Here is a 20,320-nt window from a genome sequence, read left to right on the forward strand (position 1 = left end):
AAAGCCAGCCCGACCACCGCGACGGCCGCCGGCCACCACCTCGATACTTAGCCCTTGCGCTTACCTTCGTCGGCCCCAATACTTAGCCGCATGGCACAGCATTCGGCGCAACTGGACGGCGTGCTCGTCGCCCTCGCCGACCCGACCCGGCGCGCGGTCATCCGGCGCCTCGGCCACGGGCCGCTGAGCGTCGGCGACCTCGCCAGCGAGTTCCCGATGACCCTTCCGTCGTTCATGAAGCACGTACGCACCCTCGAATCGAACGGACTCATACGCACGGTCAAGACCGGCCGGGTGCGCACGTGCGTGCTCAGCCCGGAGCGGCTCGCCCTCGTCGACGACTGGCTCGCGGAGCAGCGCCGGATCTGGGCGGAGCGCACCGACCGACTCGAGGAGTTCGTCACCAAGCCGGAGGAGAACAGCCCGTGAACCCCGATCTCGACCTCGCGCTGGCGCGGGTCATCCGCGCCCCGCGCGCCACCGTGTGGAGCGCCTGGGCCGACCCGGCCCGGCTTGAGCGGTGGTGGGTCCCGGCCCCGTCCCGCTGCCGCGTCGACCGCCTGGACCTGCGGCCCGGCGGTGCCTTCGTGACCCGGCTGAGCGACGGCGGGGGCGCGTTCGTCCCCCATCTGGACGCCTGCTTCCTCGCCGTCGACCCGGGCGAGCGCATCGTCTTCACCAACGCGGTCGACGGCACCTGGCGGCCCGCGCACCCCGTCCCGGTCGCGATGACCGCCACCATCACCTTCGGCGACCACCCGGAGGGCACGGAGTACCGGCTGGTCGTCCGGCACGGCGACCCGGAGGCCCGCGCCCTGCACGAGAAGCTCGGCTTCGCCGACGGCTGGGGCACGGTCGTCGGCCAGTTGGCCGCGTTCAGCGAGAGCGCTGACCAGCGGAACACGGGCCCGGGTCCGCGCGGCACGAGCACGGAGGGTGGCGACCCGCGATGAAGATCAGCCTCACCGAGTTCGTCACCCTCGACGGCGTCTGTCAGGGCCCCGGCTCGCCGGACGAGGACACCAGCGACGGGTTCACCGCCGGCGGCTGGCTCGTGCCCCACATGGACGCGACGTTCGTCCAGCGCGCCTCCGACTGGCTCGACCTCGCCGACGGCCTGCTGCTCGGCCGGCGCACCTACCAGGCGTTCGCCCGCGACTGGCCGGCGATCACCGACCCGGCCGACCCGTTCGCCGAGCGGATGAACACGCTGCCGAAGTACGTCGTGTCGAACACCCTGACCGAGGGGACCTGGCACCCCACGACCGTGCTCAGGGGCGACCCGGCCCGGACCGTCGCCGAGCTGAGGGCGCGACCGGGCCGGGAACTCCAGATCCACGGCAGCGCCCGGCTGGGCGACGCGCTGCTGGCGGCGGGCCTCGTCGACACGCTCCGCCTCGTCGTCGCGCCCACGGTCCTGCGCACTGGCCGGCGCCTGCTGACCGGCCCGGGCGCCCCGTCCGGCCTCCGCCTGGCCCACCACGAGGCGACGCCGAACGGCCTGCTGCTCCTGGAGTACGAGACGACGGGCCAGGCGCCGCTGGGCACGTACGAGGGCGTCGCCGCCTTCACCTAGGAGGCGCCGGGTCACGCCACGGGGGAGGCCCGGAACCCCCGGCCAGCACGGTCCGTGTGATCCATACGGCGCGCAAGGGGGCGCACGGCGCACTAGTGGGGCGCGCGCTCGCGACGTACAAAGGGCGCGTGACTGCCGACGAACACGAACCCAGCAACGTCGCCGAGATGATCGACGTCAACCGGAACAACTGGGACGCCCGCACGCCCATCCACGTGGCCAGCGAGTTCTACGGCCTGAACGAGGCCCGCGACAGCGGCCACTGGTTCGCCGACTTCGAATGGCCGGACCTGGGCGACCTCACCGGCCGGGACGTCCTCCACCTGCAGTGCCACCTGGGGACCGAGACCCTCGCGTTCGCCGAGCGCGGCGCGACCACCACCGGGCTCGACTTCTCGGGCGCGGCCGTGGCCGAGGCGCGGCGCATCGCGCGCGACGCGGGCCGGGAGGTGACGTACGTGGAGGCCGACGTGCACGACGCGGTCGACGCCCTCGACGGGCGGCGCTTCGACGTCGTCTACACCGGCAAGGGCGCCCTGTGGTACCTGCCCGACCTCGCCCGCTGGGCCCGCACCGTGGCCGGCCTGCTGCGGCCCGGCGGGTTCCTGTACCTGGTGGAGTTCCACCCGCTGCTCCAGTCGCTCGGCGCCGTGCCCGAGCCGGGCGAGCAGCACCTGCGGCTGCGCCAGGACTATTTGGGGGGCCGCGGGCCGCTGCGGGTCGAGGTGGCCCACACGTACACCGACGGCCCGCCGCTCGACCAGGCCACCACCTGCTACGAGTGGCGGCACGGGCTCGGTGACATCGTCACCGCGCTGCTCGGCGCCGGCCTGTCCATCGAGGTGCTGCGCGAGACCGAGCTGCTGCCGTGGCCGCGCTTCCCGGGCATGGTGCCGGCCGACGGCGGCTGGTGGCGGCTGCCCGACCACGACCCGAAGATCCCCCTGATGTTCGCCCTGCGGGCACGCGCCACGCCGTAACCCCCGCACCACGGAAGGGCGCCACGGGCGCCCGGGGGCCGGCCGCCGGGCGCCCGTGGCGGGACGGACGACCCGCCCGTTGCCGGGTGTTGCCGGCAGGGCGGTGCGTGCCGTGCAACGCCCTGGTGCTGCGCCAAGCTGTGCGCGTGGGTTCGGCGGCGCGCGCCGCGACCGCCGCTTGAGGCGGGGAGGGGCCCCGGACACCCGCAGGGGGAAACCATGGGCGAACTGCGCCCGCTGGCCGACGACCTGAGCGACGAGTGCCGGCAGTTCGCCGTCATGCTCCGCGAGCTGTTCGCCGGCCTCGGAATCTCCGTACGGCGCTACGCCGCCCGCCGCTACCGCGACCCCGGCACCATCTCGCGCTACCTGAGCGGCACCCGCGTACCGCCGTGGGAGTTCGTGCTCGACCTGCTCACCGACCTGGCCGCGGCGCGCTCCGTGCCCACCACGCCGGACGCGGTGGAACTGCTCCGCGAGCGACACCGGGCCGCCATCCACACCAGCGGCTCGGTCGGACACGCCGTCGAGGTGTTGCAGAACCAGCTCGCCGACGCCGACCGCGCGGCGCGCAGCGCCACCCTGACCGAGGACGCGCTGGGCCGGGCGCTGCTGGAGCGCCAGCACCGGATCGCCGACCTGGAGGTGCGGCTCGGCCAGTTGGAGGCGGCGTGGGCGGCGGAGCGGGCCCGGGTCGAGACGCTGGAACAGGAGTTGGCCTGCCCCGACCACGACCGCGAACAGCTCCTCCACGAACAGGACCGGCTGCGCCAGGAAGTACGCCGGCTCACCGACGAGTTGGAGGAGGTACGCCGCCGGGGCATGCTCGCCGAGGACCGGTGTCAGCTCCTGGAACGGCAACTCGCCGCCGTGGAGGCGCAGGGCGTGGCGTCCGGCGAGACGCACGCGGCCGACGAGGCGGAGGCGGTCGGCCTCTCCCCCCTCACCCACGCCCCGCCGTACGCCACCGCCCACGCCTCCGCCGCCGCGCACCCCACCGCCACGGCCGCTACCGCCACCGCCACCACCGCCAGCCGGGCCGGGGCGGCCACCGCCGGCAGGCCGGCGCAGCACCCGGCGGCGACCTACCCGCCGCCCGCCGCGGCGACCTGGGGGGCGGGGCCGCGCCCGAAGATCCTCATCGTGGACGACCAGCGCGACAACCTGCTGGCCATGGAGGCGGTGCTCGCCACCCTGGGGCAGGAACTCGTCGCGGCCACCTCGGGGCGGGAGGCGCTCAAGGCCCTGCTCGACCACGACGACTTCGCGGTCATCCTGCTCGACGTGCAGATGCCGGAGATGGACGGCTACGAGACCGCGGCCCAGATCAAGCGCCGCCCCTGCAACCGCGACATCCCCCTCCTCTTCCTCACCGCCATGGGCGCCGACCCCGAACACTCCTCGCGCGGCTACGCCGCGGGCGCCGTCGACTACATCGCCAAGCCCGTCGACCCGTGGGCGCTGCGGGCCAAGGTCTCCACCTTCACCGAGATCTTCCTGGAGCGCCGCCACTACTCCCGCCACGCCACCACCCCGTACACCGGATTCCCGAACTTCCGGTTCTCCGATTTCCGGGCGATCCCCTGAGCAACCCGCCCTTCGGCGCTCGACTTTCCGCTTCCCTTTCCTTCGCTCTTCTTTCCTTCCCTTTTCGCACGCGTTTCTTGCGCGCGCGTACGATCCCGCCTGCGCGCGCGGGGGTCGAAATGTGGACGCGTACTCGGCGAAGGGCGGAGTACGGAAGGGAACGCGTACGGGAACGCGCCCGCAGGGGAATGCGGGGCGGGTGGGGAGGGCGCCCGGTGACCGTCGACGGGCGGCGGCGCGGTGACGGGGGAATGGCGTGCGGGGGGGGCGAGTGGATGGAGCGCGCGGTAGGGCGCCAGGGGGTGAGTGCGCGTCCCAGGGGTAGGTAGGGGTGGGACCCGTATGTACGTACGGGATGCTGTTCCAGCCAATATCGGTTCGCCGACGAGGGCTTTACCTGCCGCCCCGCAAGCAATTCCGGACGCGCGGCCCGGGATCGCGCGGCGCGGCTAGCGCTGGTGGGGCTGCTCGGACTCGTGGCCGGAGTCGTGTCCGGCCTCGCGGTCCGGCGCGTGGCCGGACGGGTGCTGGGGCGAGTGCTCGGTGTGGGTGGCCGGTTTCGGCTCGGCCACCGGGTCGATGGCGGTGCCCGCCCCGTACGCGGTGCCGAACGTCGCGGCGAGCGCGACGACGTACGCGGCCACCTTCAGACCTGTGTGCATGGCGGACTCCCTCGGTTGCTTCTCAGTCGGTAATCAGTTGGCGGCCAGTCGGTCTTCAGTCGCTGGCGCGGCCGACGATCCGTGCGTCCACGCTGTTGAAGATACCCCCAGGGGGTACATAGTCAAGCGTCCGCGCACCCTTGCGTCTCGTACTCCTGGGGGGTATACCTGAAAGGGCAGGAACGATACCCCCTAGGGGTATTGATCGACAGCGTTGGCGACAGCGGGCGCGGACGGACCAGGGAGCGTGCCCGCGCCCACCGGGAGTGAGGAGTCAAGGGATGACCAGCACGGTGACTGAGCCGGCCGAGGTCGAGCTCGCCATTGGCGGGATGACCTGCGCCTCGTGCGCCGCCCGGATCGAGAAGAAGCTCAACCGCATCGACGGCGTGACGGCCACCGTCAACTACGCCACGGAGAAGGCCAAGGTCAGCTTCGCCGACGGGGTCACCGTCGACGACCTGATCGGCACCGTCGAGGCCACCGGGTACACCGCGGCCCCGCCCGCCCCCGCCCGCCCGCGGCGCCCCGCCGCGACCGACGGCGGCGCCGAGGGGCGCGACGCCAGCGCCCCCGCGACCGGCTCCGCGCCGGCTCGCGCCCCGGGGAGCACCGGCGGCGAGGGCGGCGACGGCGGGCCCGACCCGCTCACCCCGCTGCGCCAGCGGCTGATCACCGCCGTGGTGCTCGCCATCCCGGTGATCGCCATGGCGATGGTGCCGGCCTGGCAGTTCGAGAACTGGCAATGGCTCTCGCTGACCCTCGCCGCCCCCGTCGTGACGTACGCCGCCTGGCCGTTCCACCGCGCCGCGTTCACCAACGCCCGCCACGGCGCGGCCACCATGGACACGCTGATATCGGTGGGCACCGGGGCCGCGTTCCTGTGGTCGGTGTGGGCCCTGTTCTTCGGCACCGCGGGCACCCCCGGCATGACGCACGGCTTCGAGCTGACCATCGAGCGCACCGACGGCTCGGGCAACATCTACCTGGAGGCGGCGGCCGGCGTCACGGCGTTCATCCTGGCCGGCCGGTACTTCGAGGGCCGCTCCAAGCGCAAGGCGGGGGCCGCGCTGCGGGCGCTCATCTCGCTGGGCGCCAAGGAGGTCACCGTGGTGCGCGGCGAGCGCGAGGAGCGCGTCGCCATCGAGGACCTCGCGGTCGGCGACCACTTCGTGGTCCGCCCCGGCGAGAAGATCGCCACCGACGGCGTGGTCGTGGAGGGCAGCTCGGCCGTGGACGCGGCCATGCTGACCGGCGAGTCGGTGCCGGTCGAGGTCGCGGTCGGCGACGCGGTCACCGGCGCCACGCTCAACGCGGGCGGACGCCTGGTCGTACGGGCCACCCGGGTCGGCGCCGACACCCAGCTCGCCCGGATGGCCAAGCTGGTGGAGGACGCGCAGAACGGCAAGGCCGCCGCCCAGCGCCTCGCCGACCGGATCTCCGCGGTCTTCGTGCCCATCGTCATCGCCCTGGCCGTCGGCACCCTGGGCTTCTGGCTCGGCAACGGGTCGGGCCTGACCGCGGCGTTCACCGCGGCCGTGGCCGTACTGATCATCGCCTGCCCGTGCGCCCTCGGCCTCGCCACGCCGACCGCGCTGCTGGTCGGTACGGGGCGCGGCGCCCAGCTCGGCATCCTGATCAAGGGGCCCGAGGTGCTGGAGACCACCCGGCGCGTGGACACCGTCGTCCTGGACAAGACCGGCACCGTCACCACCGGCACCATGACCCTGCTCGCCACCCACACCACGGCCGGCACCACCGAGGCCGAGGCGCTGCGGCTGGCCGGCGCGCTGGAGCACGCGTCCGAGCACCCCATCGCGCGCGCGGTCGCCGCCGGCGCGACCGAGCGCGTCGGGTCGCTGCCCACCCCCGAGGACTTCGCCAACGTGCCCGGGCTCGGCGTGCAGGGCGTCGTGGACGGCCACGCCGTCCTGGTCGGGCGGGAGAAGCTGCTGACGGAGTGGGCCATGGAGCTGCCCACCGAACTCGCCGAGGCCAAGGCCGCCGCCGAGGCCGCCGGCCGGACCGCCATCGTGGTGGCCTGGGACGGGCGGGCCCGCGCCGTCCTGGAGGTCGCCGACGCCGTGAAGGACACCAGCGCGGAGGCCGTCGCCCGGCTGCGCGCCCTCGGTCTCACCCCGATCCTGCTGACCGGGGACAACACCGCCGTCGCCCGCTCCGTCGCCCGCGAGGTCGGCATCGACGAGGTGATCGCCGAGGTCATGCCCGAGGACAAGGTGGACGTGGTCAAGCGGCTCCAGGCCGAGGGGCGCTCGGTGGCGATGGTCGGTGACGGCGTCAACGACGCCGCCGCGCTCGCCCAGGCCGACCTGGGCCTGGCGATGGGCACCGGCACCGACGCCGCGATCGAGGCCGGCGACCTGACACTGGTACGGGGCGACCTGCGGGCCGCGGCGGACGCCATCCGGCTCTCCCGGCGCACCCTGCGCACCATCCAGTCCAACCTGTTCTGGGCCTTCGCCTACAACGTCGCCGCGCTGCCGCTGGCCGCGGCCGGGCTGCTGAACCCGATGATCGCCGGCGCCGCCATGGCCTTCTCGTCGGTCTTCGTGGTCGGCAACAGCCTGCGGCTGCGCCGCTTCCGGGCGGCGAGCTAGCGGCGCCCGCGCGCGCCGGCACCGGCGCGCGGAACCTCGGGGTCCACCATCAGCGGGGCCGGGAACTCTCCCGGCCCCGCTGACGCGTGAACGGCAGATATTGCCCGCCTCGACGGCCGGCTAATACTATGATCCGCATTTCATTGCACAGGCGACAGTGCGACTGCTTCCCGTTATCCTCGCGACACGGGCCGTTATCCTTCAACGAGCCGCGGGAATGCGTTTCCCCCTTCCCTTACGCATTCTTTCTCCTTCGCCGCATTCCCGCACCCCAACCCATTAGCCGCGCTTTTTCGCTATCCCCACGGAAGCCGCCTCGCCCGTCGCGCACACCCCTTTCCGCGCACGCCGGGGCCGGCTTCACCGCAAGGCGCACCATACGATCGCGAGGAGGGCCTCATGGCCATCATCCCCACGCCCGAGGACGTCGTGGCGGGACAGAAAGGCTACAACCCCGCCACCCTGAAGTTTTACGACCTCACCGTCTACGGATTCACGTGCCCGGTGCTGTGGAAGGTCCCCCGCCGCGAACTGCTGCGCCTCTACAACCGCAACATCTCCTCCGAACACCTCGACATCGGCGTCGGCTCCGGATTCCTGCTGAGCAAATGCACCATGCCGAGCGCCGACCAGCGCATCACGCTGCTCGACATGAACCCGCACTGCCTGACGCACGTCAAGCGCCGCCTGTCCCAGTACACGGTGTCCACGGTCCAGGGCAACGTGTTGGAGCCGTTCCCGCTCCCCGAGCGGTCGCACGGCTCGGCGGCCCTCAACCTCATGCTGCACTGCGTGCCGGGCGACTTCGCCCACAAGGGCGTCGCCTTCGACCACGCCGCCGCGTGCGTACGCCCCGGCGGCAGGGTCTTCGGCAGCACCGTGCTCTCCCAGGGCGTGCCCGTCACCAAGGCGGCGCGGGCCGCCATGAACCGCCTCAACGCCAGCAAGGACTTCAACAACCGGCACGACAGCCTGCAGGACCTCCGCCGCGAACTCAGCGCCCGTTTCGCCGACTTCACCCTCACGGTGCACGGCTGCACCGCGCTCTTCGAGGCCACGGTGGAGGAGTGAGCGCCCGCTCCTGACGGTGCGCGTTCTGACGGTTGGCGGGCGGCGGGCGGATCGGCCGATCGGCGGGGCGCCGCCGGTGGCGGGTGGCCGCCGATGACGGGTGGCCACTGGCGGCGGCTGGCGGCTGGCGGTCGAGCGGCGACGGGTGGCGGGTTGCGGCCCCGCACCCCGGCAGCCCTACCCCGCCTCGCTCGTGATCAGCGCGAACTGCGCGCCGAACGGGTCGAGGACCATGGACATCCGGCCCAGGCCCGGGGCGTCGTCCGTGGCGGTCAGGGCGGTGCCGCCGTGGTGGACGGCGGCGGACACGGCCACGTCGCAGTCCTCGACCTCGAAGTACGGGTACCACTGCGAGCGCAGATCCCCCACCTCGACCTGCGGCGGGAACTGCATGATGCCGCCGTGCGCGGCGTCCCGGCCGCCGCCCGGCGGCGAGACGACCGTGTAGTCGACCTCCGCCATCGGCGTCCGCTCGGCCTCCCAGCCGAACACCTGGCGGTAGAAGTCGACCGCGGCCTGCGCGTCCGTCGTGTGCAGCTCGGACCAGCACAGCGTGTTGGGCACGTTGACGGCGTCGATGCCCCTGGTGTCGCCGGGCTGCCAGATGGCGAAGTCGGCGCCCGTCGGGTCCGTGAACTGGGCCAGTCGGCCGGCCGTGAAGACGTCCATCGGCTCCGCCCGGACCGCGCCGCCCGCGCGCTCGACCGCGCGGGCCGTGGCTTCCGCGTCCGCCGTCTGGAAGTACACCGTCCAGGCCGGGCTGGCGCCCTCCTCCATCAGCGGCCCGAGCCCGGCGACGGTGCTGCCGTCGAGCTGGAGCATCCCGTACCCGCCCGCGTCGGGCCCGGCCGACTGGAACTCCCAGCCGAAGACCCCGCCGTAGAACGCGGCGGCTGCCCCGGTGTCGGGCGCCCCGAGGTCGAGCCAGACCGGCGCGCCCGGCACGTAGTGAGTCGTGAGCATGTCGCTGGACCTCCGACGTCGTCTGAGCGTGGCCCCGTGGGGCGGTCTCACACCCCGTCCTCTCAGGATGGCAGCGACCGTCGCCGCGCGCCGTTCGACGCGGTCCGGCCAGGCCAGGCCCGCGCGCCGGGCGGGGCCGCCCGCCAGCCCGCAGCCGGGCAGGCTCCGTACGCTGGCCGCGGCCGGTGCGGGCGCGGCCGGCGCGGGCCCGGCCGCGCCGGGTGGCCGCGCCCGGTGGCCTCACTTGCGGTTGTACAGCCGCATCGTGATCGTGCCGAAGACCAGGACCAGCAGGCCGGACCACCCCAGCGACCAGGCGATCTCCACGCCGGGCCAGCCGCCGTCCATCAGGTCGCGGACCGCCGACGACAGGTGGGTCACCGGGCTGTTGTTGACGAACGCCTGGAGCCAGCCGGGCATGGTCTTCGGGTCCACGAAGATGTTGCTGAGGAAGGTGAGCGGAAAGAGCACCATCATGCTCACGCCCATCACGGACTTCTCGCTCCGCAACAGCAGCCCGAACATGGTCCATATCCAGGAGAAGGAGAACGAGAAGACCATCAGCAGCGCGATCCCCGCCAGCACCCCGACCACTCCGCCGTGCGGGCGGAATCCCAGGATCAGGCCCACGGTCAGCATCACGGCCGACGCCATCGCGTACCGCAGGACGTCGCCGAGGAGATAGCCGACCATGGCCGACGGGCGCCAGATCGGCAGCGTGCGGAAGCGGTCGAAGACGCCCTTCTCGATGTCCGTGTTGACCGCGACGCCGGTGTACATCGTGATCATGACGACGCTCATCACGAGGATGCCCGGCAGCAGGAACTGCAGGTAGTCCGTGGTGGAGCCGGCCAGCGCACCGCCGAAGAGGTACGTGTACATCAGCACCATCATGATCGGGAAGGCGGTGACGTCGAAGAGTTGCTCCGGCACGTGCTTGATCTTGAGCACGGCCCGCCAGCCGAAGGCCAGCGACGTGGACCAGGCGCTGGGCCGGGGTGGGCGCTCCTTGGCGATCAGCACGGCGGCCAGGCTCTCGACCGTGACCGGGGCGAGTTCGTCGTCGCCGGCCGCGCGGGCGGGGCGGGTGTCGGTCGTCGGTGCGGTGCTCATGCTGCCGCCCCTTCCTTGCGGGTCGGGCCGCCGGAGCCGGCCTGGCCCCGGGCGTCGTCGTTCGGATCGTCGGGGCGAGTGGCGGGGCGGTCGGTCAGGGCGAGGAAGACCTCGTCCAGGCTGGGCTGGCCGAGCGAGAAGTTGTCCACCGTGATGCCGGCGCTGGACAGCTCGTGCAGCGCCCGGGCCGCCTGCTCCGTGGCCCCGTCACCGTTGCCCGCCAGTCCGACGCGGGCGGTGAGGGCCACCGGGTCGTGGTCCAACTGCACCTGCGCGGACAGGTGTTGGGCGAGCAGCCGTTCGGCCTCCGGGCGCTGGTGGGCGTGGCGCAGCCGGACGTGCACCGACCCGGCGCCCACCGACGCCTTGAGCTCGCCCTTGGTGCCCTCGGCGATGACCTGACCACGGTCGATGACGGCGATCCGGGAGGCGAGCTGGTCCGCCTCGTCCAGGTACTGCGTGGTCAGCAGCACCGTGGCGCCCTGGCTGACGACGGCGCGCACGATGTCCCAGACCTGGTTGCGGCTGCGCGGGTCGAGACCGGTGGTCGGCTCGTCCAGGAACAGCAGGTCGGGGGTGTTGAGGATGCTCGCGGCGATGTCGATCCGGCGCCGCATGCCGCCGGAGTAGTGCTTGACCTGCTTGCCCGCCGCCTCGGACAGCCCGAACGCGGCGAGCAGCTGCGCGGCGCGGTCCCTGGCCGCCGGCTTGCGGTGGCCGAGCAGCCGCCCCAGCAGGACCAGGTTCTCCATGCCGGTCAGGTCCTCGTCCACCGACGCGTACTGCCCGGTGAGGCTGACCCGGCTGCGCACCGCGTCGGCCTCGCGCAGCACGTCGTGGCCGAAGACGCGGGCCTCGCCGCCGTCCGGGCGCAGCAGCGTCGCCAGCATCTTGACGGCGGTGGTCTTCCCCGCCCCGTTGGGCCCGAGCACCCCGTACACCGTGCCGGTGGGCACGGCCAGGTCGATCCCGTCCACGGCGCGGGTCTCGCCGAACACTTTGACCAGGCCGGATGTCTCGATCGCCAGGTCGGCTCCGGGTTTACTCATGGTCTTTCCTCTCGCACGGGCGGCTTCCGTCGGGGCTGGGGGGAGGCTGGTGGGGCGGGCACGACGGCGCTCGGGGGTCGGGGCTGGTCCGGGGTGGGCGTCCCACGGGGTGCGGGGCGATTCCCGGCTTTGCTGGGCAATTCATGTCAGTTACGTATAGCTCTGGAGGACCGCGGGCCATTCCGGAGGTTCGGCCTGGCCCGGGAACCGTGCTGGGGGGTTGGGGACTCGTGACGTGGCGATCTTGGACAGCGAGGCGCGGCGGTGGTGTCGGTGCGCACCGACACCCTCGAACGCCTCCGAACCGCCGGGAGCGACCTGGCGGTTGTGGGTGACATCCGCTCTGGTGTTCTAGTGCTGACGACTGTAGTACGGGGGTCTGACAACGCCCTGTGGATCATGTAACTGCCCAGTTCAGCGTGGGTCGTTGTGGATTCCGCGCGCCCCGCGCGCCCCACGCGCCGACGGGCCCGGCCGCCCCGGACCCGCCCGCCCCACCTCCGCCGGCGCCCGCCGGCCTCCGCCTACGCCCGGCTCACTCCCCGCCGCACGGCAGCGGCGCGTCCGTGCCGCCGATCACCAGCCGCCGCGCCGCCCCGCCGCGCGGCTCGACCCACACCCGCAGCCGCCCGCAGACGCACCGCGCGTACACGACCACGCCCTCCGTCGTCCGGTGCCGGGAGACCACCCGCACCGGCTCGGCCAGCGGCCAGCCGCAGTCGGCACACCGGCCGGTGCCGGCGCCGGGGGCCGCGCCCAGGTCGGGCGCCGGAGCGGGGTCCGTCCCGTCGAGGTACGCCCGTTCGGGATCGCTGCCGTGGCTCTGCTCGCCTGGGATCTCCATGAGGCCCAGGCTCCGCCCACACCCTCGTGCGCGTCCATCGCAAGTTTGAGCACGGAACCGTGTTGAATTCCCGCATGGTTGACTTGCGGCTCCTGCAGGCCCTGCGCGTACTGCACGCCCAGGGCACGGTCACGGCCACCGCCCGGGCGCTGAACCTGTCGCCCTCCGCCGTATCCCAGCAGCTTCGCCAACTCTCGCAGGCGGTGGGCGCGACGCTGCTGGTGCGTGACGGGCGCCGGCTGCGACTGACCCCGGCCGGCCGGGTGTTGCTGCGGCACGCCGACGGCCTGTTCGCGCAGTGGGAGCGGATACGGGCCGACCTGGCCGACGAGGAGGGCAACCAGCACACGACCCTGCACATCGGCGGCTTCGCGACCGCCTTCGGGGCGCTCCTGGCGCCGGCCGCCAGCGCGCTGCACCGCGCGGCGCCGCCGCTGCGCGTGCGGATCACCGAGACCGACACCGGCGCGTGCTACCAGCAGTTACTGTCCGGACGGATCGACATCGCCGTACTGACGCCGCTGCCCGACAGCCCGCCCGTGGACGACCCGCGCTTCGACCAGCAGCCGCTCATGGACGACCAGCAGGACCTCGTGGTGCCGCTCGGCCACCCGCTGGCCGGCCTGGACGTGGTCGACCTGCCGCAGACGGCGGCCGAGACCTGGATCGCGCCCCACCACGACCAGCACCGGCTGATCGAATCGCTGTGCGGGGCGGCCGGGTTCGCGCCCCGGACGGACCACCACGCCGGGGACTGGTCCTCGGTCCTGGCCCTGATCGCGCACGGCCTCGGCGTCTGCCTGGTGCCCCGACTGGTCCCGCTGACCGCGCACCCCGGCGTGACCCGGGTGCCGGTACGCGGCGACCCCCCGCCCTGCCGCCGCGTGCTCACCTGCGTGCGCAGCGGCAGCCGGCAGCAACCCGTGATCGCCCGCGCCCTGACCGCGCTCCAGGAGCAGGCCGTCATCGCCCGCCGGCTCGACCGCACGCCCCCGTAACCCGCCCCCGGGGGGCGCCTGTCACCCACCTGGCCGAGCCTGCCCCGGGGGCACCCCGTCACCCACCTGGCCGAACCCGCCCCGGAGGCACCCCGTCACCCACCCGGCCGAACCCGCACCGGGGCGCCCGGTCACCCACCCGGCCGAACCCAGTCGGACGAGCCCCCACGCCCCGACCGCCTCAGTCCCGCCCCTCCGCCCGCTTCGCCACGTACAACGCCCAACCCACCAAGGGCAGTTGGATCGGCAGCCGGCCGTACGCGAGGGCCCTGAGCGGGGCCGAGCGGTGTTGCCAGTCGCGGGCCATCTTGACGTTGGCGGGGTAGACGGCGACGAAGAAGCCGGCCGCGACGAGGGCTCCGACGCGGCGGGTGCGCGGCAGGGCGACGCAGGCCGCGAGCGCGAGTTCGGCGGCGCCGCTCACGTGCGTCCAGGTGCGGGGGCTGCCGGGCAGGGCGCGCGGCACGATCGCGTCGAACGGGCGCGGCACCGCGAAGTGCGCGACGCCGGCGCCGGCGAGCAGGCCGGCCAGCGCGCGGGCGGTGCGGCGCGGAGCGGTGGGGCGGGGGACAGCCATCGGGAGCTCCAGCGGGTGAGCGGGCCACGGACCGGCCGACGCCGCCGACCCACGGAGCCTCGACGGCGCGCCCGACCGGCGCGCGACGCGTCGTACGGGCGCCCGGCGGAAGGTGGCCGTCCGCGCCGCGCGGCTGGCTCTCAGCGCCCGCACAGACCTCTTCTTACTCGTAAGTAACCACATGCCGCGCCCGCGCATCAAGGCCCCCGTACGGCGATGTGCGACGGCACACGGCCCGGCCGCGCGAGCCACCCCCACCAGCATGCGCGGGGTCGGCCCGGCACGCGGGGAGGGACGGCGGCGACCGGCCGGGGCAGACCACGGGGAGAGCCCGCGCGGTGACCGCCGGCCGGGGCGGGGCGGCGCGAGGACGGCCCACGCGAGGGAGGCGCGGCCGGACGGTCCACGCGAGGGGAGGGCGGCCGGACGCCGGAAAGCGACACCGACGGCCGGGCACGACGACGGGGCCCGCGCCGCATCTCGACGGCGCGCGCCGATGGGCGGAAAACCTCGGTAGATAAGCGGATTCGTACGGGCCGAGCGCGGTGCGAACCGCTCACCCGTACGGGTGACCGCGGGCACTTCGTATGCAATCTTTGTGCGACCCCCCATGGAGGACCCGAACTCATGAGCGCACGTCGCCGCACCTCTTCCAGACCCCCTCAGCCCGTACCGAACACCCCGCGGTCCGACCCCCAGTCCGCCACCCACACCGCCGCCCCCGCCGGCTCCACCGGCCCTGTGGACGCCACCGACGCCTCCCACGGCGCGGACATGGCCGGTGCGCCGCGCTCACACCGGGCGCGGCGCGGCCACCGGGGCCGAGCGAAACGGCGGCCGATCTGGGCGCCGTTGGCCCTCGCGGTGCTGGTCGCGGGCGGTGGCGGCACGGCGTACGTCGCCCTCGACGGTTCCGGGGCGGGCGACCGTCCCGTGGCTGACGGGACGGGCCCGGCCGACCGGGTCCGTATCGTCGAGAGCGCGAGTCCGGCCGCGGAGGCGTCGCCCACGCCGAACGCTGCGGACCGGTCGCCCGGAACGCCCGGACCGAGTCCGTCGAAGAGCGCGCGGCCGTCGGCCGACGCCGCCAAGAAGGCGGAGCGCGAGCGGAGTTCCCGTTTGACCGGGCCACGGAGCGGCGCCGACCGGCCCGGCGGCGCGACCGCCGACGGGGCGGCGCGCGACGGCTCCGCCGACCGCACGACCGGCGACCCGGCCGCCAGCACCGTCGGCGGGTCCCGCCCCGGACCGACCACCCGGCCGGCCTCCGACGCGGGCCCCGGGCGCGAGGGCCAGGGCCCGCGCGAGGCGGGCCGTGGCGGCACCACGGCGGAGGTGTTGGCGCTGGTCAACGAGGAGCGGGCGGACGCGGGTTGCCGGGCGTTGACCGCGAACGGCACCCTGGGCCGGGTCGCCGACACCTACGCGGGCGTCATGGCCGACACGCAGCGGCTCTCCCACACCGGGCCCGACGGCTCGACGGTCGGCGACCGCGTCACGCGCTCCGGCTACACCTGGTCCAGCGTCGGCGAGAACATCGCCCGTGGCCAGGCGGACGCCGAGGCGGTCGTGGACGCGTGGATGAACAGCCCCGGGCACCGCGCCAACATCCTGAACTGCTCGTTCCGTGACATGGGCATAGGCGTCGACCAGGGTTCGGGCGGCCCCTGGTGGACCCAGGTGTTCGCGACGGGCCGCTGACCCGCCCTGCCCCGGGGAGCGGCCCGCGCCGCAAGGCCGCGACGCTGCTCCGCAGTGGCAAGGCCGCCCAGGCCCAGCGGCTGCTGCCACCGGAGCGCGCCTACCCGCTGCCCCGCGAGCTGGAACGGCGGCTCCGCAGGGCGGCCCGCTGACCGGACCGCCCGCCGCCCGGCACGGCGACACGGGCACCATCGGGGCCACCGCGCGCCATGGCGGTGGCCGCCTCCGGAGCCACCGTCACCGGCCCACCGCCAGTCGTCCGTGTCCGTGGTCGTGCCCGTGGTCGCGGTGAGCGCGGGAGTAACGGTGGGCGTGGGACCGGCCGACCCGGTGCCGGAGCGGTACAGGAGGGCGGTGTAGGAGGATCGGGGCGAGGGCGGCGGCGCGTACGGCGCGGCGGCTCACCCATCCGCCGAACGAAGGACCACAGCGTGGACAGCCGGGACGCAGTCGCCGACCAGCCGCAGCCGGGCGGCGCCGAGGGCGGCGCGTACGCCGCGCGCGGCGCGAACGGTACCGGCGGGGCGGCGGACGCGACGCCCCGAGGCGCGACGGCCGAGACCCGCGCGGGGAGGTCGGGGACGGTGACGGGAACCGCCTCGGAGACCGCGACCGCGACCGCGACCGGGTCGCGGCAGGCGCGGACCTGGTTGACGAGGGCCTGGCTGGCGCGGGGCCTCCGGGGCGCGGGGCGGCTGCCGCGCGGGGTGGGCCGATGGGTGCTCGCGGGGTGCGCGGCGCTGCTGCTCGTACTGGTCAGCGTGGTGCTCGGGCACCGGGCCGCCGACGCGGACGGCTTCACCCCCGTCCCGCAACTGCTCGCGTTCCTGCCCTGGCTGCTGCTGCCCGCCGCGCTCGGCCTCCTCCTCGCGGCGCTGGCCCGGTGGCCGCTCGGCTGCGCGTGGGCGCTGGCCGTTCTCCTCGCGACGGGCTGGTACCTCCAGCCGTACGAGGGCGCCGGGGCCGGCGGGCCGAGCGGGCCCGTGGTCGCCCGGCCGCGCGTGCTCTCCGCCAACCTGGAGTACGGGCAGGCCACCGACGGGCTGCTGGCCGCGCTGCGGCGGGAGCGGCCGGACCTGGTCGCGGTCCAGGAGTGCGACCACCGGTGCGTGGCGGCGCTGGAGGCGCCCGCGCTGCGCGCGGCGTACCCGTACCGCAACATCGCGGCCGGCGGTCCGGCGGAGGGGTCCGCGATCCTGAGCGTGTACCCGCTGCGCAACGAGCCCGGGGTGCCGGGCTCGCTCGCGATGCCCGGCGCGCGGGCACTGATCGCCGGACGGTGGGTACGGGTGCAGGTCGCGCACCCGATGCCGCCGATGCCCGGCGAGCTGGACGTCTGGCGCGCCGAGCTGGGACGGCTGCGCGCGTACGCCGAGCGGCGCGGCGACGCGCCCACCCTGATCGCCGGTGACTTCAACGCCACCCAGGACCACGCGGCCTTCCGCCGCCTCCTCGACACCGGCCTGCGGGACAGCGCCCGGCTCGCGGGGGCCTCGCGCACGCCGTCCTGGCCCACCCTGACGACCCCGCTGCTGGGCGCGCAGATCGACCACGTGCTGGTCAGCGACGCGTGGTCGGCGCGTGCGGCCCGCTTCGTCGACCTGCCCGACACCGACCACCGGGCGCTCCTCGTCGACCTGGAGCTGCACGGCTAGCGGCGAGCGCGCCGGGGGCGCCGCGCCGACCGATGCGCGGCGCCCCCAGCCGTGCCCTCCCCGCTGGCTACGCCTTCGCCACCGGCTCCTGCAACTCGGTCACCCAGCTCTCCTTGCCCCCCTCGCAGTCGAGGTACAGCTCGCGGGCGTAGCCGGTGGAGCGGTAGCCGTGGGCGTCGGTCCAGCGGGCGAGCGCCTGGGCCGTGGGCAGGATGGTGTCCATCGAGCCGTGGTGCACGATGGTCGCGGCCTGCTCGATGCCGGGCAGGTCCACCACGTCGAACGGCTGGCCCGCCGCGGGCTCCACCGCCACCTGAATCCCCGCGTGCACCGTGACCGCCCCCTCCGGGCCGGCCCCCGGCGCCGGCTCGTAGTACGCGATGGCGGGCCCCGTCGGCGCGACGCCGGCCGCCGCGAGCCGGCCGTGCAGCTCCTCGTACAGCGGGCCGATCACCGGGCCGATGTGCTCGGGCCCGAAGCTCTCGGCGGTGCCGGACAACTCGGCCACCCGCACCGCCGGCACGCTCTTGAGCACCACTTCGTGGTCGGACATGGTTCCCTCACTCTCGATCGTCCGGAGCCTCGCCTCGATACCGGCCAGCCGGGCCGCGTCGGCCGCCATCGCCGCCGCCACCTCGGCCCGCCGCAGCCGCAGCATGCCGCGCAGCTCACCGACGTCCACCTCCTCGTCGAGCACGGCCCGCACCTGCTGGAGCGTGAAACCGAGGTCCTTGAGGGCGATGACGCGGTTGAGGCGGGCGAGTTGGCCCGCCTCGTAACCGCGGTAGCCGGTGTACGGGTCGACGTGGGCGGGGCGCAGCAGCCCGATGGCGTCGTAGTGACGCAACATGCGGACCGACACGCGGCCGTGCTTGGCGAAGTCTCCGATGCTGAACATGACGCCCTCCAGTGCAGGGCCTCACACGGTGTCATGGTCAAGCCCACTCGCCCACGGCCCCCCGGCACACGTCCTGACCTGCGGCGCGATCCCGTGACGCGTCCCGCGGGGGTTTGCCGGGCGCGCGGGCGGTAACCCGTTGTCGGCGTGAGCGACAACAGCGAGCACGGCACGGCCGGCGAGAACAGCGCGAAGGACGCGGAGGGCGCGGACGGCACGGGCAGCACGAAGGGTGCGAAGGACAAGCGGTCGGGCGGCGGCCGGTCGTCCGGCGAGCCGCGCCGGCTACGGATCGGCGGGCACGCCTTCGAGCTGACCCGGCCGGACAAGGTGCTCTTCCCGGACGACGGCCTCACCAAGGCCGACCTCGTCGCGCACTACCGCGCCGTGGCCCGGCGCGCGCTGCCCGAGCTGCGCGGTCGGCCGATGATGATGGAACGCCACCCGGACGGCATCGGCGGGCGCCCGCTGATGCAGAAGAACGCCCCCGACTACTTCCCCGACTGGGTGCCGCTGACCGAGGTCGCCAAGGAGGGCGGCACGGTCACGCACGTGGTCTGCGACAACGCGGCCACCCTCGCGTACCTCGCCGGCCAGGCGTCCATCACCCCGCACCGCTGGCTCTCCCGCGCCGACCGCCCGGACCACCCCGACCGGCTGATCTTCGACCTCGACCCGTCCAAGCCGGCCGGCGACGACCCGGCCGCCGCCTTCGCGGACGTGCGCTGGGCGGCGCACCGCACGTGCGAGCTGCTCGACGAACTCGGCCTGCCCGCCCGCCTGATGACCACCGGTTCGCGCGGGCTGCACGTGATCGTGCCGCTCGACCGCGCGGCGGACTTCGACACCGTACGGGCCTTCGCGCGCGAAGCCGCCGACCTGTTGGTGGCCCGGCACCCGGACCGGCTCACCACCGAGCCCCGCAAGGAGGACCGGGGCGACCGCCTCTACCTGGACACCCTGCGCAACGGCTACGCCCAGACGGCCGTTGCCCCCTACGCCGTACGGGCCAAGCCCGGCGCGCCGGTCGCCACCCCGATCGCCGCCGACGAACTGGACGACCCCGACCTGCGCGCCGACCGCTGGACCCTGACCACCATCGCCGACCGCCTCACCGCCCCCAACCCCTGGCCGGCCGGCTCCCTACGCGGCCGATCCCTGCGCACGGCCCAGAGGCGGCTGGCGAAGCTGCGTTAGCGCGCCCGGACGCGCGGCGGGTGCGGGCGGTGCGCGGGGGGTGCGGGCGGTGCGCGGGGGCGCGCGGCGCGGGAGCGCGGGGCGCGCACGGAGATCGGGGGATCGCGGGGGGGGGCGCGAACCCGCCCGGCCTCCGACCTCACTCGCGCTCGGGTGGTACGCGCTGAGCGCCGCGAACGGGTCCGGCTCCGTGCCCGGCGTGGGCCAGCGCTGCTCGGCGCGCCATCGCTCGCTCTCCGCGACCAGCGCGTTCCACAACACGTTCAGCGCATGGTCGGCTGCGTACGTGGCGCGCTCGCCGCGCCGCGCGAACGCGCCGAGCAGCACCTCGACCGGCGGCCCCGGGTCGTTGGCTAGGTCCACCACGCGCAGCCCCCGCGCGGGTCGTGGGCCGCCTGTCCGAAGCCCGCGCCAATTCCGCCAGCGCCTCGCCGGTACTGGCATCACCGACCTCACGAGCCTGATCAGCACCGCCCCCATCCGTCCGCGAATCGACCGAATGCGCTCTACCTAACGTGACGAATGAGCGACACACTGTCGCCGACGAACGCGCCGATCGGAGGCATCTGTGTGAGTGAGCAGCCAGCCCCATGGGGACTATCGCGCATGCGGCCCTACCCCAGAACGACCGTACTTCCCGCCGTACAAGTCGTCCTTGACTCTGCAACCCAGACTGGTCGCCGGGTCGATGCGGAGGGCCGCTACGTCCCGCTCACGAACAGGCACAAGAGATCCGAGACCAACAAGGAGACCGAGACCAAGACCAGCCTGGACGGCACTCCAGACCAGGGCAGCGATCAAGAGGGCGATACCGATTGACCTCACGTGCTC

General features: G+C 74.2%; 20 protein-coding genes. 13 read left to right on the forward strand and 7 right to left on the reverse strand.

Going from position 1 to position 20,320, the window contains the following annotated elements:
- The first annotated feature begins 90 nt into the window (after positions 1–90).
- From H7H31_RS15550 to H7H31_RS33950, 5 genes are all read left to right on the forward strand, one after another.
- Entirely contained in the window at positions 91–429 is a 339-nt protein-coding gene (locus H7H31_RS15550; protein WP_187060505.1) for an ArsR/SmtB family transcription factor, read from the forward strand.
- Positions 426–953: an SRPBCC domain-containing protein gene (locus tag H7H31_RS15555; protein WP_187060506.1), complete on the forward strand. Its 528-nt coding sequence runs from the start codon at positions 426–428 to the stop codon at positions 951–953. The genes H7H31_RS15550 and H7H31_RS15555 overlap by 4 nt, the downstream gene beginning before the upstream one ends.
- On the forward strand, positions 950–1,576 hold the full coding sequence (locus H7H31_RS15560; protein WP_187060507.1) for a dihydrofolate reductase family protein: 627 nt from the start codon (positions 950–952) through the stop codon (positions 1,574–1,576). Before H7H31_RS15555 ends, H7H31_RS15560 begins: the two co-directional genes overlap by 4 nt.
- 128 nt (positions 1,577–1,704) lie before the next feature.
- Complete coding sequence (locus H7H31_RS15565; RefSeq protein ID WP_232109882.1) at positions 1,705–2,556, forward strand: class I SAM-dependent methyltransferase; 852 nt, start codon at positions 1,705–1,707, stop codon at positions 2,554–2,556.
- A 219-nt stretch (positions 2,557–2,775) separates the two neighbouring features.
- On the forward strand, positions 2,776–4,143 hold the full coding sequence (locus H7H31_RS33950) for a response regulator (RefSeq protein ID WP_232109883.1): 1,368 nt from the start codon (positions 2,776–2,778) through the stop codon (positions 4,141–4,143).
- 449 nt (positions 4,144–4,592) lie between these two features.
- Here the strand turns inward: H7H31_RS33950 and H7H31_RS15575 are convergent, their stop codons facing one another.
- Positions 4,593–4,805 (reverse strand): hypothetical protein, encoded by a 213-nt coding sequence (locus H7H31_RS15575; protein WP_187060847.1) that lies wholly within the window; start codon positions 4,803–4,805, stop codon positions 4,593–4,595.
- A gap of 281 nt (positions 4,806–5,086) precedes the next feature.
- Here H7H31_RS15575 and H7H31_RS15580 point away from each other — a divergent pair, with 281 nt between their 5' ends.
- Together H7H31_RS15580 and H7H31_RS15585 are read left to right on the forward strand one after the other, a co-directional pair.
- On the forward strand, positions 5,087–7,423 hold the full coding sequence (locus H7H31_RS15580; RefSeq protein ID WP_187060848.1) for a heavy metal translocating P-type ATPase: 2,337 nt from the start codon (positions 5,087–5,089) through the stop codon (positions 7,421–7,423).
- A 399-nt stretch (positions 7,424–7,822) separates the two neighbouring features.
- Entirely contained in the window at positions 7,823–8,494 is a 672-nt protein-coding gene (locus H7H31_RS15585; protein WP_187060849.1) for a class I SAM-dependent methyltransferase, read from the forward strand.
- A 177-nt stretch (positions 8,495–8,671) separates the two neighbouring features.
- Here the strand turns inward: H7H31_RS15585 and H7H31_RS15590 are convergent, their stop codons facing one another.
- From H7H31_RS15590 to H7H31_RS15605, 4 genes are all read right to left on the reverse strand, one after another.
- Positions 8,672–9,457, reverse strand: a complete 786-nt coding sequence (locus H7H31_RS15590) for a VOC family protein (RefSeq protein ID WP_187060850.1) — start codon at positions 9,455–9,457, stop codon at positions 8,672–8,674.
- A gap of 240 nt (positions 9,458–9,697) precedes the next feature.
- Positions 9,698–10,570, reverse strand: a complete 873-nt coding sequence (locus H7H31_RS15595) for an ABC transporter permease (protein ID WP_187060851.1) — start codon at positions 10,568–10,570, stop codon at positions 9,698–9,700.
- A complete protein-coding gene (locus tag H7H31_RS15600) occupies positions 10,567–11,619 on the reverse strand; it encodes an ATP-binding cassette domain-containing protein (protein ID WP_187060852.1) in 1,053 nt (350 codons plus the stop codon). The genes H7H31_RS15595 and H7H31_RS15600 overlap by 4 nt, the downstream gene beginning before the upstream one ends.
- A gap of 535 nt (positions 11,620–12,154) precedes the next feature.
- Complete coding sequence (locus H7H31_RS15605) at positions 12,155–12,463, reverse strand: hypothetical protein (protein ID WP_187059658.1); 309 nt, start codon at positions 12,461–12,463, stop codon at positions 12,155–12,157.
- A gap of 74 nt (positions 12,464–12,537) precedes the next feature.
- Here H7H31_RS15605 and H7H31_RS15610 point away from each other — a divergent pair, with 74 nt between their 5' ends.
- On the forward strand, positions 12,538–13,461 hold the full coding sequence (locus H7H31_RS15610; RefSeq protein WP_187059657.1) for a LysR family transcriptional regulator: 924 nt from the start codon (positions 12,538–12,540) through the stop codon (positions 13,459–13,461).
- A 181-nt stretch (positions 13,462–13,642) separates the two neighbouring features.
- On the opposite strand, the gene H7H31_RS15615 is transcribed toward H7H31_RS15610, so the two are convergent.
- Positions 13,643–14,038, reverse strand: coding sequence for a DoxX family protein (locus tag H7H31_RS15615; protein WP_187060509.1), 396 nt, complete (start codon positions 14,036–14,038; stop codon positions 13,643–13,645).
- Positions 14,039–14,890: 852 nt separating this feature from the next.
- On the opposite strand from H7H31_RS15615, the gene H7H31_RS33460 reads away from it, so the two are divergent.
- The 3 genes from H7H31_RS33460 to H7H31_RS15630 all read left to right on the forward strand — a co-directional run bounded on the left by H7H31_RS33460 (position 14,891) and on the right by H7H31_RS15630 (position 17,394).
- On the forward strand, positions 14,891–15,739 hold the full coding sequence (locus H7H31_RS33460) for a CAP domain-containing protein (RefSeq protein ID WP_232109885.1): 849 nt from the start codon (positions 14,891–14,893) through the stop codon (positions 15,737–15,739).
- A complete protein-coding gene (locus H7H31_RS15625; protein WP_261905713.1) occupies positions 15,709–15,891 on the forward strand; it encodes a hypothetical protein in 183 nt (60 codons plus the stop codon). Before H7H31_RS33460 ends, H7H31_RS15625 begins: the two co-directional genes overlap by 31 nt.
- 498 nt (positions 15,892–16,389) lie before the next feature.
- The gene (locus H7H31_RS15630) at positions 16,390–17,394 is read left to right on the forward strand and encodes an endonuclease/exonuclease/phosphatase family protein (RefSeq protein WP_372455948.1); all 1,005 of its coding nucleotides are present in this window, start codon (positions 16,390–16,392) and stop codon (positions 17,392–17,394) included.
- 67 nt (positions 17,395–17,461) lie between these two features.
- On the opposite strand, the gene H7H31_RS15635 is transcribed toward H7H31_RS15630, so the two are convergent.
- Entirely contained in the window at positions 17,462–18,292 is an 831-nt protein-coding gene (locus H7H31_RS15635) for a MerR family transcriptional regulator (RefSeq protein WP_187060511.1), read from the reverse strand.
- Between the two features lie 291 nt (positions 18,293–18,583).
- On the opposite strand from H7H31_RS15635, the gene ligD reads away from it, so the two are divergent.
- On the forward strand, positions 18,584–19,489 hold the full coding sequence (gene ligD, locus H7H31_RS15640; RefSeq protein ID WP_187060513.1) for a non-homologous end-joining DNA ligase: 906 nt from the start codon (positions 18,584–18,586) through the stop codon (positions 19,487–19,489).
- Between the two features lie 606 nt (positions 19,490–20,095).
- On the forward strand, positions 20,096–20,308 hold the full coding sequence (locus H7H31_RS15645) for a putative ATP-grasp-modified RiPP (RefSeq protein ID WP_232110306.1): 213 nt from the start codon (positions 20,096–20,098) through the stop codon (positions 20,306–20,308).
- The last annotated feature ends 12 nt before the right edge of the window (positions 20,309–20,320 follow it).

The organism is Streptomyces buecherae (genome assembly GCF_014295035.1).
GTDB lineage: Bacteria > Actinomycetota > Actinomycetes > Streptomycetales > Streptomycetaceae > Streptomyces > Streptomyces youssoufiensis.

Coding starts and splice junctions, on each gene's coding strand:
- H7H31_RS15590 (WP_187060850.1), bottom strand. CDS start 9,457: ATGCTCACGACTCACTACGTGCCGGGCGCGCCGGTCTGGCTCGACCTC.
- H7H31_RS15560 (WP_187060507.1), top strand. CDS start 950: ATGAAGATCAGCCTCACCGAGTTCGTCACCCTCGACGGCGTCTGTCAG.
- H7H31_RS15635 (WP_187060511.1), bottom strand. CDS start 18,292: ATGTTCAGCATCGGAGACTTCGCCAAGCACGGCCGCGTGTCGGTCCGC.
- H7H31_RS15615 (WP_187060509.1), bottom strand. CDS start 14,038: ATGGCTGTCCCCCGCCCCACCGCTCCGCGCCGCACCGCCCGCGCGCTG.
- H7H31_RS15550 (WP_187060505.1), top strand. CDS start 91: ATGGCACAGCATTCGGCGCAACTGGACGGCGTGCTCGTCGCCCTCGCC.
- H7H31_RS15580 (WP_187060848.1), top strand. CDS start 5,087: ATGACCAGCACGGTGACTGAGCCGGCCGAGGTCGAGCTCGCCATTGGC.
- H7H31_RS15605 (WP_187059658.1), bottom strand. CDS start 12,463: ATGGAGATCCCAGGCGAGCAGAGCCACGGCAGCGATCCCGAACGGGCG.
- H7H31_RS15595 (WP_187060851.1), bottom strand. CDS start 10,570: ATGAGCACCGCACCGACGACCGACACCCGCCCCGCCCGCGCGGCCGGC.
- H7H31_RS15600 (WP_187060852.1), bottom strand. CDS start 11,619: ATGAGTAAACCCGGAGCCGACCTGGCGATCGAGACATCCGGCCTGGTC.
- H7H31_RS15575 (WP_187060847.1), bottom strand. CDS start 4,805: ATGCACACAGGTCTGAAGGTGGCCGCGTACGTCGTCGCGCTCGCCGCG.
- H7H31_RS15645 (WP_232110306.1), top strand. CDS start 20,096: ATGCGGCCCTACCCCAGAACGACCGTACTTCCCGCCGTACAAGTCGTC.
- H7H31_RS33950 (WP_232109883.1), top strand. CDS start 2,776: ATGGGCGAACTGCGCCCGCTGGCCGACGACCTGAGCGACGAGTGCCGG.
- H7H31_RS15610 (WP_187059657.1), top strand. CDS start 12,538: ATGGTTGACTTGCGGCTCCTGCAGGCCCTGCGCGTACTGCACGCCCAG.
- H7H31_RS15585 (WP_187060849.1), top strand. CDS start 7,823: ATGGCCATCATCCCCACGCCCGAGGACGTCGTGGCGGGACAGAAAGGC.